We start from the raw sequence: 17,120 nt of genomic DNA, 5'->3' as shown, positions 1-17,120 counted from the left end.
AATAGTGCGAAACTATGACTGAAACGCGGTTTTTGGAGGAGCGATATCGTGACCAGTATGATCGAGACCGGACGGGGAGAATCCAACGTAGAAATGCGCGACCGTAACCGTTATGTCGACACGCTTAGCGATTTTTCACCTGAAGAGATGGAAAGTCTCTGCCAGGTGAAGCGCTTCATCGAGTGTTATGAAGGCGATCGTGACTTCCGCAAAGCACTGGATGACAGCGGTAATTTTTCTGACGACCAGCGTAAGATGCTGAAAGACATCGGGGTGACGTTCGAACCCGAAGAGCTTGCCTTGCTTTGGGAGCAGCCGAGCTTCAACGCCGAGTTTAGCCACCACGGGTTTTCGGCGGACAGTTTCGAAGAACTGCCGAGCGAAATTCACGAGACTTTGGCACGTTATCCGCGTTTGCGCACATGGTTTCTGTGGCGGTTTCGGCGCGAAAAGACCGGCTTTGTTCAGAAGAAAATGGTGCTGTCCACCCGGTCAGTGAGCGATGAATACACGGTCTGGCGCGCACGACGCATCGCAACCACACGAAATGAGCTTGGAAGCTATGGCTGGGATATCGATCACCCCTGTCATGCCGTCGAGATGGCCGTTGGTTGTTCTGTCGGCTGCCATTTCTGTGCTTTCGATGCGCCGAAGCTGCAAACGGTCTATGACGTTTCCGTACCGGAAAACCAAGCGATGGTAGCAGGGGTCGCGCAAGGTATGGCTGATGTGCTTGGGTGGCCAGCCGCACATGGCATGCTCTACTGGAGCACGGAACCTCATGACAATCCGCATTACGTGAAACTGTTGGAGATCTGGCAATCGATTACAGGTGCGTCTTTGTGCACCGCGACAGCGCGTGCCAAGGAGGACTGGGTCGGCGAGTTGATTGGATTTTATAGCAAAGTTCCAGCGCCGTGGCCCCGTATCAGCGTTCTGTCACGCAACATCATGCGGCGGTTGCACAAAACGTTTACGCCTTCGGAAATGCGCGACACGATCCTTCTGATGCAACAGGCGGATGCCGAAGTATTCCGGGCGAAGGTGCCCGGCGGTCGCGAGCGCATGCTGAAGCAGCTGGTTGAGTCGGATGATTTGCGCAATATCGACACGGACAATCCGCCCGACGGATTCGACGTGCCCCAAGGATCGATCGCGTGCGTCTCTGGTTTGCTGGTCAACATGGTCAACCGGTCCGTTCAATTGATCAGCCCCTGCTACACGACGCTGGAAAACCGCTATGGCTATCGCGTGTTCGACAGGGCGACATTTGAGGACGGTGAGGACTTCAAGCGGGTGCTTGAGAAAATTGTGGCCAGATCAATGGTAACCGAGCCCTATCAGCAGATGCCCATGAAGTGGCGCGACGATCTGAAGTTTGTCGAGCAGGAGGATGGCTTCACCCTGATATCCCCGACCACGCGGCGCGATTTCCGGCGTGGAACATTGCATCTGGTCACTGGCGCGCTGATTTCCGAGGGCACGCTGACCTATGGCGAAGTATTTGATCATCTGTCCGACCATCCGGAAATCGGTCCGATGGCAGCCATAGCGATGCTCGATAATCTGTTTTCCAATGGGTATCTCTGCGAGATGGCGATCACGCAGGACTACCGCGCCAGGAAGGAAGCGGAAAATCCAGCGCTGCGGGACGTCGAGATCGCGTAGTTTGGTGATTAAGTCAAAGGTTGATCCGGCGGCCCTTTCGGCCGCTGGTTCTTTGCAAGTCGACTAACGCCAACCACCGCCACCTTCGGCCTCGCCGCCTTTGGTCGGCGATTGATTGAAGGGCGGACGCAACACACCGATATATGCTTTGGCCTCGGTGACTTCGGCTCCGACGATAACCAGTTTGAGGTGGTGCAGGTTGCACGAGAGCGCGGGATAAATCACTTGCGGGCCGTCAGGGGACCATGTCGGCAAAGCATAGTGTTCCATAAACGGCAAATCCCGCAGCGCGCTGATCTTCTCGGGGCGCGCCAGACCCGCTGATAGAATCTGGTTTAACGCGGATTCCCATGGTCGCGTTGAGAAGGTGTTTTCCTTCGCATATAGTTCGATGCCCAGCTTGGGTCCGACACCATCCGGCATCAGGTCGATATTGAGAGCAGGCTCGCCCAATCGGTCAACGTACTTTCGCCATACGGTCTCAACTGTTCCTAAGTCTCCGGGCCAGCCGATCTGGTCAAGCCAAGCGATCGCAGCGTCGCAATCCAGGTTGGTCAAGCATAGACGGGTGACAACGACGTCTCGGGCCCCCATCACACCCATCTGAAAGACAGTGGCGCCTTCAGGAAGCGCATCGGCAAATTTCGCCAATTGGCCGCTGTCGATGTCCAGTTGGAAGAAGCGGCGCCCAAGCTCAGGCAGCGCGGTGAGAAGGGCGCGGTCGGTACCGTTGGATTGTCTGTTTGGGCCCCAAAACATACAGGGTTGGTCAAGGCAGCTTTCCAACTGGTGTCCTTCGGCGCTTGCGCTGTCGACTTCAAGCCAGACATTGCCAAGCATTGGTTTCCACTGCGTCCCGTCGCGCCAGTCCAGCGCAAAGGCTGATAGATCATCCCAGAATGCAGACCGCTTCAAAACAGGAGCGGACGACGAGGATGGACGCCCCGACACATGGTCTCCGGCAAGCGCGCTGATCGATCCGTTGCCCTGAGCGACTTCCCAAAGAATGTCTGCGCGTGCAGCAGGATCGCCCAATCGGAGTTCAAGACCCCAAAACGGCGCCATCTCTGCTGGCAGTTGATCAGCCACGTGATAAAGCCGCGTCATGCCGGTTGTATCGACGAGCTCGGGACGAATACGCGGTTCGACCAATCGCAGTACATCACCGATACTCTGGCAGTGTGGAGCCAGAGACCTTTTGGCGGCGGGCGTGGCTAGAACATCGTCCTCTATCTTGGATGACGCGGCAGAGTTGGAAGGGGTGGTCATGTCCCTGCTACCTCAAAACCATGTTTCGGGTCAGGAAAAGCCCGTCGAATGTAATCGGGACTGCGGTCGCGGTCGAGATCGCCGCAGTGATATCGTCCACCTGGCCTTCCACAGCATGGATATGCAAATGCGGTTCCGTCGAATTTCCCGAATTCCCGACGCGTCCCAATTCCTGTCCCGTACCGACACGGGTGCCCGCGTCGACAGTCAGGCTGCCTGGCTGGAGATGGGCCAGTAGGACGGTGATGCCGTCACAGGTGAGTAGAGCAAAGTTTCCGGCCGGTGCCTGCAGATTCGCGCCTCCGATAGGTGTTTCGGGCTGGTCGTCGCGCGTTGCAAGAACATCTCCCTCACAAGGCGCAATCACCGGCATGCCAAAGATCGCGTAATCCTCTGGATCTGAAGAGGAAAGGGACTTGGCACGCCGCCCATCGGGCCAGAGTGCTATCAAATCCACGGCATATTTCTGGCTCGGCGTGGTGAAATGGTGGTTCACGATGATCGATTGACCGCCCTGCATAACAGCAACGCGGTCACCACTTAGCGGCAGGGCCAGATCGACGGCATCGTTGGGCACATTTCCTGCTGTCAGGATTTGTAGAAGATTGGACAGGAACAGGGCTGTTGGCAAAGCAAATGCGATCAGTGAAACCCATCCGCCCCATCTGTTCGGGACATACTGTGTTTCAGCGGATTGACGGACCGGACATGACCAAATCGTTGAGGCAATCGCCAGAACAATCAGGACCCATCGCCATTGCGATCCGATGGCCAACCAAACGACGCCACCGAGAAACAAAAAGGTCGAAAAGCTCAACAACAGTGCCGAGCGAAAAAGCCAATCCGCCCAGTTTCGCGGTCGCCTCAGGGTAAGATCGATTGCAAACAGAAGCGGAAGGCCGAAGGTCAGGATCACGGCCAGCCATTGGCTGTCGATCATAGAAGCTGCCTCCGCGCCAGCGCTGCAAACGATCCATCGCGGGACATCAATTCGCTGTAGCGCCCTTCTTCGATAATCTTGCCGCCCTCCAGCATGATGATCCGGTCGGCATTTACAATGGTCGTCAAGCGATGTGCCACGACGATCCGGGTCAGGTTCTGTTTGTCGAGGCTCGCGTTCACGATTGACTGGGTCTTGTTGTCCAGCGCGCTTGTGGCTTCATCCAGAATCAAGATGCGTGGTTTTTGCGCCATCGCGCGTGCGATCATCAACCGCTGTTTCTGTCCGCCCGAAAAAGTGCCTGCGCCTTCAGAAACCACGGTATGAAGTTTCATTGGCATGGCTTCGATATCATCTTCGAGCCCGGCGGCAATTGCCGCTTCCATCGCATCGTCCTGTGTCAGCCGCGTAGAGCCTACAATATTCTCGAAAATCGTGCCTGACGTGAGACGGCTGCCCTGCAGAACGACCCCAATCTGGCGGCGCACGGCACCAAGATTCAGCCCATGCAAATCCTGCCCGTCAAAATAGACGCCGCCCGCTTCGGCTTGTTCGAAGCCAAGGATCAAGCGCAGGATCGTGGATTTTCCGGACCCGGATGCGCCGACAAATGCCACAAATTCCCCGGGGCGGATTTTGATTGAGACGTTGTCAAGGACTGGAGGACCTTCCGGGTCATAGCGGAAGGTTACGTTGGACAATTCGATCTGACCTGTCAGTTCTCCCGGGTCGAGGGCATCGCTGCGTATCTCGGGCACCGCCTTGAGTATCGGGTCTGCGCGACGATAGAGCGGAACAATTTCGATGATCTGCGAAGCAGCGGCGGCGAAAGCCATAACTGAAGCGTTGAACTGACCCAGTGCTGCGTTGAAGGAGAGAAAATCACCAATGGTGAAGCCAGGACCGTCAATGCTGGAATCGTTCAGTTGGTAGTAGACATAAGCAAACACGGTGATTGAGGCAGCCACTGGAAACATCGCGTTGAACACCTCTTGACCGGCATTCAAACGGGACGCGGCATAGGTGTGGCTTTTGGTTTTCTGATAGAGCTTTGCCCAACGCGCAAAGGCGCGGCTTTCACTATTTGAACTTCTGAGCTTGGCGATTCCTGCAAGAAACTGGAACACCTGGCCTTCGATCTTGCCCATCGTTTCCAACGCAGCCTGTTTGTGCGGAATCATCGCCCAGGTGAAAAATGTGGTCACGAGAATGACGATCAGGATCAGCCCGGTAGCGACCAATGCAAGTTCCCACGAGTAGTAGAACAGCAGCGCGAAGGAAAAGAGTGAGAAAATAAGCGAAAATACGGACTGCAACGTGGCGCCCGTCAGGACTTCGCGGATTGAGTTGATGCTGTTGGCCCGGTCAGCCAGATCACCCGAAGTGTAATCTCTGAAAAATCCTAAAGGCAGCGCAAGCAGCCTGTCCCAGACAGCGGATTGAATGCGCCCGTCCATTTTTCCGGTCACGCGCAAAACGGTGAAGCCGCGGGTTATGTCAAAGATGAAGACGCCCAGAGCAGTCAGGATCAAAGCCCCGATGACCGCTGTGAACGTGTTCAGGTCGGCGCGCGGCACCACGTCGGAGAACAGATAGCCAATTGAAACCGGTACGGCGAGGCCAAGCAAGCCGGACAGCAATCCCAAGCACAACACCAACCACAATTCACGCTGCATGCCGCGCAAACCAAAAGAGAGAACTTCTTTTACGTCCAACCCCTTCAATGGGAAGGGCACATAGAACATGTAGGCAAAAGCATTTAGTTCGCTTGCATTTCGCCGGGTCAGTTTGGTGCGTGTCCCCGACGCCGGATCTATCATGACATAGTCGCCAGAGGCAGAGCTTGGCATTAGAGCGACGGGCTGTGTTTCATCCTCGTCCAAATACCCGACAAGCGCACCGACATCCGAACGATACCAATTATCACGCAGTGCGACGCGCCGCATGCGCAGCCCCGACGCGCGCGCATACTCCTTGAGTTGGTCAACCCATTTTCGGTGTGTGCCGTGCTTTGATTTCTTCGCCGCAGAGCCCTGGCTGCGCACAACATGTGAAAATGCGGTGAAAAGCAGGTCTTCGCCCGTGTCGGTGTCTCCGCCGGCCTCGGCCAAGTTCTCCAAGTCTGGGCGCAATACGCTGCCCAGCGTGGCCAAGGCTCCTGTAAAACGAACTTGTCGCTGTCCGAACCGTGCCGCGCGTATTTCGGTCGCCTCTGCGCGCGTCAGATCGATCTCTTCCTGGATGATCGGAAGGAAGTAGCGATGGAAATTGTCCATAGCTTCCCAGAGACCGCCCAAGAACAGAAGCGTTGGCGTGTAGGCGCAACTGATCGTGCAGTCGGTTCCAAAACTGATCCAGCTCTGATCCGTTATCGGAACCGCTACACCGCCTTGCTGCAATTGGCACTCGCCGCGATCCAGAAACTTGGCTTCGCCGTCATCCAGCGTGCCCCAGACCACATCTTGAAACTGCGCGCAGGCATCCGTGCCTGCTGAGAACGCCTGAGCGGGTTCCGCTTCAAGCACGAGCGCGTTGCGCGGAATTCGGTTCTGGACTATCGAGCGCGACAACAGCCCGACCCAAGTGTCGATCCAGTCCACAACGATAATGTCGAAATCGTCGCCCTGAACATCTGCGGCGTCGCCTTCGTAAAGCTGCGTACCCATGGCTGCCACGGCCCGCAGCGCCAGCCGATTGCCATTGGGCAGATCAAGGCTGGGCACACCAAACAGTACTGCACCGGGGCCGACATGCATGACGTGCCGCCCGGTCGAAACCACCTGATCTCCCGACATCTCGATGGCGTAGACGTCGATATATCCCACCAGGACGAGCCAAATTTTGGACGTGTCTTCGATCAGGAAGGGGCGGTGCCCGCCCACCGCCATACGCGTGCCGGTGATCTTTCCCAGCAGCTCGGCGTCAAAGGCGTCATGAGTTTCGGTCTGGGCCATGTCCGTTTGTGTCATGCTCTCAAACCTCCTATTCCGCCTGCATCAGGCTGCGATAGGGCCCGTCCTGTTCGATCATTTCTTCATGAATGCCGCGCTGCACCGCCGCTCCCTGGCTCAGCACGATGATTTCGTCGCTGTCGCGGACAGTCGAAAGCCGATGCGCCACAACCACGCTGGTGCATCCGCGCCTTCGGACATTGTCGTCGATCTGTTTTTCAACAATCGGATCGAGCGCCGCGGTCGCCTCATCCAACACGAGGATCGAAGGATTAACCGTCAGAGCGCGGGCGATTTCGACGCGCTGGCGTTGCCCGCCAGAAAAGTTCGAACCCATCTCTGACACTTGTGTGTCATACCGTCCGGCGCGTGCTTCGATGACGTCCAGAATGGCGGCATCGCGTAGTGCGTTCACAATGTCACGCTCCTGCACCATTGTGTCCCACATCGACAGGTTGTCGCGTAACGATCCTTCGAACAGGAAAATCTCTTGATCCACGGTCGAAAGCGATTGTGAAAACACTCGCTGCGGGATCTCGTTAAGGGGTTTGCCGTCAAACAGGATATCTCCGCTCCATGGCGCATAGAGCCCTGTAATCAACTTGGCCACCGTCGATTTTCCGCTGCCAGATCCACCGATCAAGGCCACGCGCTGACCCGGTTCAATCACCAACGACAGCCCGTTGATCAGAGGGGGGCCGGCTTTTGAGTAGCCAAAGACGACGTCGCGCAATTCGATCCGTCCGTTCAATTTCATGAGGGCCGCTTCGGCTGGCGTTTTCTCGTCCTGCACGCCGGACCGTGGATCGAGCTCGTGGTTGAGAACGTCATCGAGGCGCGCAAGATCGCCTTTGATTTCCTGCAAGCTGCCTGCGAGGTTGACCATTTTCTCGATCGGGCCGGTGAAGCTTCGCATCAGGCTCTGGAACGCGACAAGCATGCCGATGGTCATCGCCCCGTCCATCACCCGAAGCCCGCCGAGAAACAGTATCGCCACGGTGATCAGGGCTGACACCAATACAGGCACCGATCCGAGGATCGTCGAAAAGAAAGAAAACTCTTGCCGGGATGCCAGATACTTGGCCTGGTACCCAGACCATCTGGAAAAGAAATCATCCTCTTGACCCGATGACTTCAGAGTTTCCATAAGCTGTATGCCGGCAACGGACGTGCCCGCAAGCTTGCCCTGATCTTGCATCAGCCGACGACTGCCATCTTCGCGCACCCGATTGAGCAATCTGAGGACCAGCACGTTCAGCAGAGCAAGCCCTGCACCAACCATCGCCATGATCGGATCAAAGGCGTACATCACCGCCAGATAAAAGATTACAGTCGGAAGTGAGGCGAGATTGGTTGCCAACGGGCCGGACAACAGTGTGGCCACGCGGTCATTTGCCGTTACGCGTGACAGGATGTCTCCGGCAAAACGCTGGTCGAAGAAACCCTGGGGCAGTCGGAACACGTGCCACAGAAAGGCCGATGCCTGCGTCAAGGCAATCTTGGTGTCCAGTCGCACCAGTGCAATCTGCTGCAACCACGTCAGCGCGCCGCGCATCAGCCCGGTGAGTGCCATTCCGATAAGCAGAGGCATGACCCAGTTATCTAAGTTCTGGATCAAAATTTCGTCGACGAAGATCTTTGAGAAGACCGGGATGACCAGCCCCGGGATGACCAACGACAAAGTGGCCAGCAGCACGAAGGTCACGGCGGTTTTCGAACTGCTCAGACGGCGGAAAAGACCGGCCAGGTCCTTGGGACGCTCACCGCCCTTTTTGAACTCCGGCCCGGGTTCGAATTCGAGTACAACGCCCGTGTATCCTTCGTCGAACTCTTCAAAGCTCAGCGTACGTGGACCCATCGCCGGGTCGTTGATGTGAACTTTCTTTCCCCGGATGCCTTCCAGGACCACAAAGTGATTGAAGTTCCAGAACACGATGCATGGCATCTTGACGTCGAGTAGCTTGGGAAGACTGTATTTGTAGCCCTTTGCTGTCAAACCATGCCCACGCGCGGCCTTCAGAACGTTCGACGCTTTCGAGCCATCACGGCTCACGCCGCATTCGGTCCGCAAACGTTCAAGCGGGACATAGCGTCCATAGTAGCGCAGGGTCATTGCCAGAGCGGCGGCGCCACATTCTACGGCTTCCATCTGAAGCACGGTCGGGACAGACTTTCTGCGTCCCTTTTTGCGAGCTGCTTCCTTGAAGGCGAGCAATTCCTTGTCAGCGCTCTGATCGTCTGAGGCGTTGGATTGGGAACCGGAAAACACGTCAGATCAAGCCTTTTGCAGAAGACAGAGTGCAGCGCGAGGAGGTTTGGCGGGGTACATCAGAGGCCTGTCCATTCACGCAGCAATGGGATTACCATCTCAATGGGGCGTTGGGTGCGTACCGTCACTTCCCCTTCGGTCAGTGTGCCAGAGCGCAGTTCAAGCCCGGCACCTCTGTCAGATGTCCAGGCATAGCCAGAAACTGAATTCGGATCCCGGTCGAGTCGCACGATCGCCCTGTAAGGCGGGCCCGAGGCGGAAAACTGCCGCACAAGCTCGCTGTTGCGCAGCACCGCCATCATGCCATCGACGGTCGAGGGGAAGCCGGACACTTCTGTGACTTGTCCACGAATGGTGCCATATTCCTCACGGGCTGCTGTCAGCGGCGAAATCTGAACCTGCATACCCGGTTCCACCGATTTGCCGTCGGATGGACCGACATACAAAACCAGCTCAAGGCTGTCGCCCAGGGTTTCAAATGACAGCGCGGCCTCGCCGCGGCCTAGAAGCTGACCGGCCGTGGCCTGCAATTCAGTTACGCGACCGGCAGCAGGGGCAATGATGACTGAACCGCGCTGTAACTGGCTTTCGATCGCCGTTTGCCGGCGTTGGGCTTCGGCGACACGCTGCTGCGCCTGCTCAATCCGATCATTATTGCTTGCCAAGGCGTCGAAACGGCGCACTTCTATGTCGGACAATACCTGCCGCAGCTCGCCCAGTTCCTTGAGGATGGAGTCAACGGCCAGCTGGCGTTCAAGAACGGCGTCATTTGTGGCACGACCGCGTTCTAAAAGGTCTTCGAATTCTTCCAGACGTTCGCGCGCATTTTTCAATCGCACCTCGGCAACTGTCACCCGCTCATTGGTGGCGTCGATCTGCTCTTGTAGTGCATCGTTCTGCAACTCTGACTGCCGTTCCACATCTGACTGAACTCGATCCAACTCACTCTTTGCCTCATCGACGGTCGCAATCGTGTTGTCCAACTCGATCTGCAGATCCCGCTGGGAAAGGCGCGCAACGATCTGATCCTTTTCGACGAGATCGTCGATAGAGACCTCCAACCTTTCAACGATACCGTCGGCCTGCGCCACAGCATCAAAGACGCGTCCGCCTTCGATGATCAGTATGCCATCACCTTTTACGCGGGAGGGCAGTGAGCCTAGAAAACTCCAGACGACGGCCGCGGCGAGCATGGACATTAGCATCAACATGGCGAGCCACGCTTTGCTGTCCGTTACCGGAACCAACCTGTCGAGCTGCTCTGGAGAGGCAAGCCGGTCCATCGCACTTTTGCGGAAGATATTCTTGCTCATCGCTCACGTCCCGGTGTTTTTGCGGGCCCTTTTCCGGATTTCCTACGGTTGTCCGCCACGCTCCGGTTCGGTTGACCCTTTGATTGAATTCTCTGCGGTGAAAACCGTTCCGTCAAGAGATTCATAAAGCGTTTCGCGGGCGCTATCGACTTTTGACTTCAAGAGGTTCCTGATCTCATGGCCTAATACCGAGACCACAACTCTAAGTTGATGTTGTGAAAGGAAATTTGTCTCATTTTGGGGGAGCAGCGTCATCGGCTCGTGCAAGGTATCTTGATAGCGCTCGTCCGGTTCAAGGCGCGAATTTAGTCGTCCCAGAGTTGGAGACAGCCTGTCCAGCATCGCGGCCTGGACGCATTTTGCGGGGTAGGCCGCGTGTGCAGTGACTTCTGGCAACGCACTGCAGAGCGCGTCTGAGAGGATGCGGCCGCGCCGGCCGATTTCTGTATTCAGTGCCAGTTGTAACTCCGTTTCCGCGCGGGTCAGGCCCCGATTGATTCTTGGGGCCCTTGGAGCATTGAGGTCTTGTGCCTCTAGGCCAAGCCAATCTGCCAGGCGGTCTGTAAGATGCGCCTTGTGGCGGCTGTAGTTGAACAATTTGATCGATACATTCAGTTGACCGTCATAAGCGTCCAGAAATCGCAGTACGAGATCGGGTACGGTGTAAAGTTCAAAGAAACGCTCTAACGGGGCCGTCCCGCCTGCGCGTTTCACATATTGCATCCAAAGCGACGCCGCGTGCGAAACAGGGTCTCGGATCGCAAGCAAAATGGAAACTTTGTCATAACCAGCTTCGATGGCCAGCCGCCCCAGACGCTCCGGATCCGAGGCTGTTGCGAGTTGTGGAAAGAACTCTTCGCTCGACAGGATCAGCCCTCGGTCGGGGCGGGGGCGGTCTAGCAGTAATGCCTGCATCGCCTTCGGGGTTTGCGCCGCCACGAGGCCATTGCCCTGACCGATTTCCGCGTTGTCTTCTTCGTTCTCCTGCCAAGAAGGCGGCGGGTAATCATAGCCGTGCCGTGCCAACACAGATCGATTTTCCCTCAGAAGTGCCTGTAGAAAACTGGTGCCCGTCTTGGAGTGGCCTATGTGCAGTAAGAGTCTTGACATGGGACCTTCTGAGCTTGCTAAGAATACCAGGTGGCGCCGTGTCTTCAACGTAACCGCACCCTCAATGTACTGGGAAGTAAAGGTGATTTACGATGCTTGAGCAAGCACCCAATGCGTTGCGCGTCGCAGGTGTAACAGGCGCAGATGCGGAGTGCCTTCTGGCGACGCTTTCGCCGCCGTTTGAAGGCCCGAAAAAGGCTCCGGATTTCCCATTGCCGGACGAACCCTTTGTGGAAACATGGGATAGTTATGCGAGCAGCCCAGACATCTGGTTGAAATTGTCGACGTCGCTCCCACAGCTGCGCTTCGAGATTTCAGATATGCAAGGTCAGAACCCCGCCTATCTGGCCGCGACCAAACGGGGGGACCTGTCTTTGGCACCAGACCCCGGCGAGGGTTTGCAATTGGAAGCGCCACAGGCTTTGAAGGTGACGCTACATCAGACAGCGGCCGGGCGAATACCCGTTCTCGAGCCTGCTACGCGATCAGATTTTGAAGCTCTCCTGCGCGCATTCTTGTATCGCAGCGAACCCGTTGCTGTGCCCAGCAGTATGGGGGCGGCTATGGTGTCAGGGTTCAACAACTGGGGCCGAATAGCGCGGCTCAAGGCAGATTGGCTTGCCGACGGCAACTCCGAGTTTGATTGGACAGCGTATTTCCGGGCAGAGATTGTGCCCAACAAACCTCTCTATCAGGATCGGTTCATAATCCTGTCGCGCGGGACCTACAGCAACGTGACCGCCGATGATTTGCCCGGTGGTCAGGAAAAGGTCCTGGAGTTATCACGGGTGATCCGGCTGGAACATGAATGCGCTCATTACTTCACTCGGCGTGTTTGCGGGCAAATGCGCAACGACCTGTATGACGAGTTGCTGGCTGACTATGCTGGTCTTGTCGCCGCGACCGGTCAGTTCGATGCAGAGTTATTTCTGACTATGATCGGTCTGACACCAGCCCGCGTGCTTCAGCCTAAGGCCCGCGCCCGAATATATCTTGACCAGAATCTCACGCCCGCTGCCGAACGCGGCATGCTGAGACTGCTTGCCCATGCGGCTTCAGTGATGGAAAGGTTGCATCAGGATCATGTCGTACCGCGACTGGGCGCTTCGCCAGATTTCGGGCAGGTTTTGCTTGCTCTTTCAGCATTGTGCTTCGAAGACTTCGCAGCAGACGACATAGAACACCGTTTCATCCAGAGCCTCGACTGGGGGTGCGTTTCCTGACGGGCGACCGAAGCTTACGGAGATTTTTTGCGGCGTCGCGTGGTGGCGTCAATTGACTTTTGGCTGGTTAGCCTGCCAGTTTAGCGCGAACCAACAAGAGCAGTTAAAGCCATTAGGCTACATGGGAGCGACCGATGGAGATTAATGTCATCCAGCATGACGGCTACGCGCAGCTGGTTGTTACTGGCCGTATCGACAGTTCAACCGCCCCTCAGTTCGAAGGCGCACTTATCGCCCAGCTCGACGGGGCGGCGACGTCGACGCTCGTGGATATGACAGCCGTTGATTTCGTAAGCAGTGCGGGGCTGAGGGTATTCCTGATGGGCGCAAAAAAAGTCAAGGGAACTGCCGCGGAGATGATCCTCTGTGCGATGAATGAAAATATTCGCAACGTCTTCAAAATGAGCGGGTTTGATCGCATTCTGTCGATTGCCGACAGCCTCGAAGACGGTGTGGGCCAAGTCAGCAATTAGAGGGTTTGCGCGGCGATGTATATCCCGCGCCCACTTCTGGCGGCACTGTCGAACGCTGCTCTGCCTCCGCTGATGGCGGTTCAAGTCACCCTTGCGTCAAGCTTGGCCGAGCAGATGTCCGGTGTTTTGATCTTTGCCGTGTTTTGCCTGTTCTTCCAGATCATGCTGCCGCGCACGCCGCCATGGGACAGGTGGATCATGCTGGTCAGCGGGGTCGCCATGGCAATGGCCATTTTTGCACAACCCGACTTGCCGGTTGGCACGTGGTCTGACGCTTTTGTAGGGCTGTTGATCGGCCTGCCAATTGGTGTGTTTTGCTTTCTTGTGAAACGCCAGCGACTTGCCGAGGTGGCCGAATTGCATTTGCACAGCCCGGTATCAGATGGCCGATTTCTGGTCATACAAGGTGGAGCCAGCCGATTTTTGAACCATCACCTGAAATGCTTGAATGTTCCAGATCTTCGTGGCCAGTCATACGGGGTCGACATTGTGGCTGCGGGGCTGCTCGGTCTGCAGACGCGCAGGGTCTGGCCGCGAGGTGTGGATGATTTCTGGATATATGGGCATCCACTGTTATCACCGGTCACAGGGCAAGTCAGTGCCGCAAGCGACGGCGCCGACGACCAACCGCTGGGAGCTTCGGATCGAACCGCCCCGTTGGGAAACCATGTCTGCATTCAGTATGAGGATCTCGAAATTGGCAAGGTCGAGGTTTGTTTGGCACATCTTCGCAAAGGCAGCGTTTCGGTTGCGAAGGGGGATGTGGTCAAGATCGGCCAGCTAGTGGGTGAAATTGGCAATTCGGGAAACTCCTCGGATCCGCATCTGCATATTCATGCGCATCGGCCTGACGGATCTGGTAACCCCCTGAGTGGTGAGCCGATACCGATCAGGTTCCAGGGCGTGAGCGCGTTGAGGCGCAATCGAGTTTTCACCATTCCGGCTTAGAGTCAGATAGGCATTGCCAAGCTGATCGCGGGGATCGTCAAGGTGTTGGCCACAATCCCAAATGCCCTAGCTCCGAACGATGATCAGCCAGATTTGCCAGCCTCGTCTGACGGGCTACCGTTTTCCACGATCCATCATTTCCTATGCGGTCTGGCCTTACCATGGCCTTGTACTCTGTCTGCGCAACGACGAGGATCTGCTTGCCGAGCAAGGGATCATGGTGAGTTGTGAGACGATCCGGGCGTCGATCATCGAGCCCATTAGGTGTCGATAACCGCATCGAGGGATCGCTCAGACCATCCGCGATCTACGCAACAACGTGGTTTTGACGCAGACTTGTGACCATTGACGTTGTTAAGGTCAGTGAGTGAATGACTGTTGGGTATATCAAGTCGAAAGCCAGTTCATGATTTCCCTGACGGATAGGAGAGTGTTACGAGTTTGGTCGCTGTTTTCCATATAGTGGATGCACGCACACGGACAGGGGGCGCACTGCGTACAAGGATGACGCCCGGCTTTTGCAGCATAAGGTGCAGGCATGAGATGGCCAGCCTCTGATCTGCTAAAAGGTTGGCGCCGCGCTCTGACAGCTTGGAACTTAGCCCCCCCATATCATTGATAACGTTCATCAATCCTGTATCGCGGGCGGCTTGTAGGATCTGATCATCTGATGGTCTTGTCCGCAAGCCCAAGGTCACTGCACGGCGCATACTTCCCTTCAGGATCAATGGCCGTTCGGTGACAATCCCCACACAGCGGCGCAGGCTGCCCGGCGATAAGTTGGAAATGTCCTTTCCGTCTAGTTTGAGCTTAACATCCACGAGTTTGGAATTGCCTGTAAAAGCGGTTTCGATTTGATCCATCAGTGTCTTGGACACAGCCTCGGTCTGCCCCGGAGCCAACTTCAGAGCAAGTCCGTGATGAGACGTGACTTCTACTGAAACTGGTTTCCGACGCAGGCGGCTTTTGGAGTTCGTTGGTGTAGACAAAGGACGCTGTAGGGCGCGGATCAGTTTGTTGTGAGCAATGTGAAACCTTGCGGCCTGATCGCCGGACGCCATCGCATTGCGCAATGGTCTGATCATCAGCCCTAGCGTTGCCAGAGCGGCCGCAATTGTCCCGGCTGGCATGCCTTCAAGCGCGCCAATCCACATGATCAGGCTGGCCGCGACGGCTGCCGACACCTCTGGGACAGCTTTTCGGACCTCAATGAGGCCATACAAGCCTCGGGCAGTCTCGACGACCTGGGTTGCGCGGCGAGACAGCAAATTTGACTCAGTCCTCCGGCGCCCCAATGCTGCTAGTCGGGGTGCGATCGGCAGGCGTTCGGTGACATCGGCGGCAAGCCGCGCGCGGCGCTGGCGCAACGTCCGATGTGCACGCACCAACCTGCGTTGTGACAGAGGTACCCAAATCGCTGTGGGCAGAAGGGCACAGACCGCCGCCCAAGCAAATTGCTTGTCCAGGTAGATCAGAACGGCGGTGGATACGGGCAACAGAACCGAGGCCTGCACCAATCGGGGCAATCCAAGGCTGGGCCAGCCTTTCAGTGCAGTCAGATCGCCTGTGAACCGCAGAACATGATAGCCTAAGCGCCTTTGGTTCAGTTCGTTCTGGTCGCTCCGACTGGCGTGATCGAACAAGGTCAGGCGAACGTCTTTGGCAAAATCCTGCCCCAAGTGTTCGGCGAGTACCCGAATGGTCAGCTGCATCACAGCCGCGCAAGCTCCCGCGGCGCCAACCAATGCTATCTCTGCTACGGGTAGTCCAGACCCGGCATGCAGCGCCACAAAAACCCTGCGCGTTGCCACGGCGACCGTCACGAAAGCCACCGCCTGCAGAAGGGTCGAAATCAGGACCCATCCTAGCAGTCGGCGTCTTAAACCAACAAAAAGTGCGGGGGGGTTCATGCCGCCAGGGCGGATCGACCCATCAGGGTACGTGCCGCCAGTGTGTTGGCATAAGCCGGATCAAGCAGCTGACCCTTTGTCAGCACTTGAACACCCGTCGCGATTTGGGCCTCGTTCACGGCCATGGGCGAGCATGACAGCATCCCAGTCAAAGCAATTGGACGGATCCCGTTGCGTTCCAGTTCAGCGACGCCGCCCGCAGCCGCAACGGCATCTGAACATGCGAATAGATATTTTGAGAACCTGCTGCGTGCTGAGGGTGTCGCCAGAATGGCGGCCGTTTCCTGTTGGAAAATGCCGTCTGCCAGCTCCATCACTGCGATGTTGCAATCGCGGGTCTCAGCCTCGCTTAGCAATGTGTCTATGCCTTCAACGATTCTGTGCAAGGGCTCCTTATAGGTGGTGACCATGCCCGCATCGGTAAAATCAGCGACATAAGATGCGCCAGTATCGGTGTAGGCATTGTAGTCGCCAAATGCGCCCGTGCCTGTCCCTTTGAGTACCGCGGCCTGCCAACCCGCCTTTGTCAGCCCATGGGCAAGAGCCGCCGTGGCGGTTGTCTTGCCTGAGTTCATCGAGGTGCCCACGACACAGATGACCGGGATTTGGCTGGTTGTGGTCGGTTTGGCCAAAGCGAAATCACGGGTGTTTAGAACGGTTCCGTCCTTGGATGTGATTCGCCCCAAAGGTTGAATACGCGTAGGGGGTTTGATGCGCTCATTGCGCTGCACCATCCGCCCGATACACCCACCACCAGCAAGCATGTCGCTACATTGTTCATCGATCTCGGCAAAGCCTTCAAACTGATCGGGGGCATACCGGGCTCCGCACGGCAGCACGACGAGATCGCCTGGGTACAGGGTCGAGGGGCGCCCCTCAGGCAGCTGGATGCGCCTGTGGTTGCCGATCGACTTTACACGACCGAGGATAAGATCACCCGGTTTTGTCTGCGAGAAATCATGGCACAACCCGCCGGCAAGATTCTGATCGATGCGGCGTGTTGCAAAGCACCATTTCGCGGTTTTGAAATTGCAGTTTTTCATAGT

Annotated in this window: 12 protein-coding genes and 1 pseudogene; 5 read left to right on the top strand and 8 right to left on the bottom strand. The window is 56.6% G+C overall.

Annotated elements, in window-relative coordinates; genetic code table 11:
* Positions 1–48: 48 nt before the first annotated feature.
* A complete protein-coding gene (locus Q1B21_RS17170; protein ID WP_299891332.1) occupies positions 49–1,668 on the top strand; it encodes a hypothetical protein in 1,620 nt (539 codons plus the stop codon).
* A 63-nt stretch (positions 1,669–1,731) separates the two neighbouring features.
* Here Q1B21_RS17170 and Q1B21_RS17165 read toward each other — a convergent pair whose 3' ends face one another.
* Genes Q1B21_RS17165 through Q1B21_RS17140 form a run of 6 tightly spaced genes read right to left on the bottom strand, consistent with a single transcriptional unit; the run spans position 1,732 to position 11,520 of the window.
* A complete protein-coding gene (locus Q1B21_RS17165) occupies positions 1,732–2,937 on the bottom strand; it encodes a hypothetical protein (RefSeq protein WP_299891329.1) in 1,206 nt (401 codons plus the stop codon).
* A gap of 7 nt (positions 2,938–2,944) precedes the next feature.
* A complete protein-coding gene (locus Q1B21_RS17160; RefSeq protein ID WP_299891326.1) occupies positions 2,945–3,877 on the bottom strand; it encodes a peptidoglycan DD-metalloendopeptidase family protein in 933 nt (310 codons plus the stop codon).
* Positions 3,874–6,846: an NHLP bacteriocin export ABC transporter permease/ATPase subunit gene (locus Q1B21_RS17155; RefSeq protein ID WP_299891323.1), complete on the bottom strand. Its 2,973-nt coding sequence runs from the start codon at positions 6,844–6,846 to the stop codon at positions 3,874–3,876. The genes Q1B21_RS17160 and Q1B21_RS17155 overlap by 4 nt, the downstream gene beginning before the upstream one ends.
* Before the next feature lie 13 nt (positions 6,847–6,859).
* Positions 6,860–9,097, bottom strand: a complete 2,238-nt coding sequence (locus tag Q1B21_RS17150; protein ID WP_299891320.1) for an NHLP family bacteriocin export ABC transporter peptidase/permease/ATPase subunit — start codon at positions 9,095–9,097, stop codon at positions 6,860–6,862.
* Positions 9,098–9,156: 59 nt separating this feature from the next.
* Positions 9,157–10,410: an NHLP bacteriocin system secretion protein gene (locus Q1B21_RS17145; protein ID WP_299891317.1), complete on the bottom strand. Its 1,254-nt coding sequence runs from the start codon at positions 10,408–10,410 to the stop codon at positions 9,157–9,159.
* A 42-nt stretch (positions 10,411–10,452) separates the two neighbouring features.
* Complete coding sequence (locus Q1B21_RS17140) at positions 10,453–11,520, bottom strand: hypothetical protein (protein WP_299891314.1); 1,068 nt, start codon at positions 11,518–11,520, stop codon at positions 10,453–10,455.
* Positions 11,521–11,612: 92 nt separating this feature from the next.
* On the opposite strand from Q1B21_RS17140, the gene Q1B21_RS17135 reads away from it, so the two are divergent.
* The 4 genes and pseudogenes from Q1B21_RS17135 to Q1B21_RS17120 all read left to right on the top strand — a co-directional run.
* On the top strand, positions 11,613–12,743 hold the full coding sequence (locus tag Q1B21_RS17135) for a hypothetical protein (protein WP_299891311.1): 1,131 nt from the start codon (positions 11,613–11,615) through the stop codon (positions 12,741–12,743).
* Positions 12,744–12,877: 134 nt separating this feature from the next.
* Positions 12,878–13,216 (top strand): STAS domain-containing protein, encoded by a 339-nt coding sequence (locus Q1B21_RS17130; protein ID WP_299891308.1) that lies wholly within the window; start codon positions 12,878–12,880, stop codon positions 13,214–13,216.
* A gap of 15 nt (positions 13,217–13,231) precedes the next feature.
* Complete coding sequence (locus Q1B21_RS17125; protein ID WP_299891305.1) at positions 13,232–14,164, top strand: M23 family metallopeptidase; 933 nt, start codon at positions 13,232–13,234, stop codon at positions 14,162–14,164.
* 79 nt (positions 14,165–14,243) lie between these two features.
* Positions 14,244–14,405: pseudogene (locus Q1B21_RS17120) on the top strand (IS6 family transposase); the annotation flags it as partial.
* A gap of 163 nt (positions 14,406–14,568) precedes the next feature.
* Here the strand turns inward: Q1B21_RS17120 and Q1B21_RS17115 are convergent.
* Positions 14,569–15,987, bottom strand: a complete 1,419-nt coding sequence (locus Q1B21_RS17115; RefSeq protein WP_299891301.1) for an ABC transporter ATP-binding protein — start codon at positions 15,985–15,987, stop codon at positions 14,569–14,571.
* A gap of 83 nt (positions 15,988–16,070) precedes the next feature.
* Entirely contained in the window at positions 16,071–17,117 is a 1,047-nt protein-coding gene (locus Q1B21_RS17110) for a DUF1611 domain-containing protein (protein WP_299891299.1), read from the bottom strand.
* Positions 17,118–17,120: the final 3 nt, after the last annotated feature.

This window comes from uncultured Ruegeria sp., from assembly GCF_947504215.1.
GTDB lineage: Bacteria > Pseudomonadota > Alphaproteobacteria > Rhodobacterales > Rhodobacteraceae > Ruegeria.
Note: the sequence above shows the minus strand (reverse complement) of the source record. Positions and strands in the feature narration are given on the sequence as shown.

Bases quoted from the DNA above. Each gene is read 5' to 3' on its own strand.
- Q1B21_RS17165 (WP_299891329.1), bottom strand. From the start codon at position 2,937: ATGACCACCCCTTCCAACTCTGCCGCGTCATCCAAGATAGAGGACGAT.
- Q1B21_RS17160 (WP_299891326.1), bottom strand. From the start codon at position 3,877: ATGATCGACAGCCAATGGCTGGCCGTGATCCTGACCTTCGGCCTTCCG.
- Q1B21_RS17155 (WP_299891323.1), bottom strand. From the start codon at position 6,846: ATGACACAAACGGACATGGCCCAGACCGAAACTCATGACGCCTTTGAC.
- Q1B21_RS17145 (WP_299891317.1), bottom strand. From the start codon at position 10,410: ATGAGCAAGAATATCTTCCGCAAAAGTGCGATGGACCGGCTTGCCTCT.
- Q1B21_RS17140 (WP_299891314.1), bottom strand. From the start codon at position 11,520: ATGTCAAGACTCTTACTGCACATAGGCCACTCCAAGACGGGCACCAGT.
- Q1B21_RS17135 (WP_299891311.1), top strand. From the start codon at position 11,613: ATGCTTGAGCAAGCACCCAATGCGTTGCGCGTCGCAGGTGTAACAGGC.
- Q1B21_RS17130 (WP_299891308.1), top strand. From the start codon at position 12,878: ATGGAGATTAATGTCATCCAGCATGACGGCTACGCGCAGCTGGTTGTT.
- Q1B21_RS17125 (WP_299891305.1), top strand. From the start codon at position 13,232: ATGTATATCCCGCGCCCACTTCTGGCGGCACTGTCGAACGCTGCTCTG.
- Q1B21_RS17110 (WP_299891299.1), bottom strand. From the start codon at position 17,117: ATGAAAAACTGCAATTTCAAAACCGCGAAATGGTGCTTTGCAACACGC.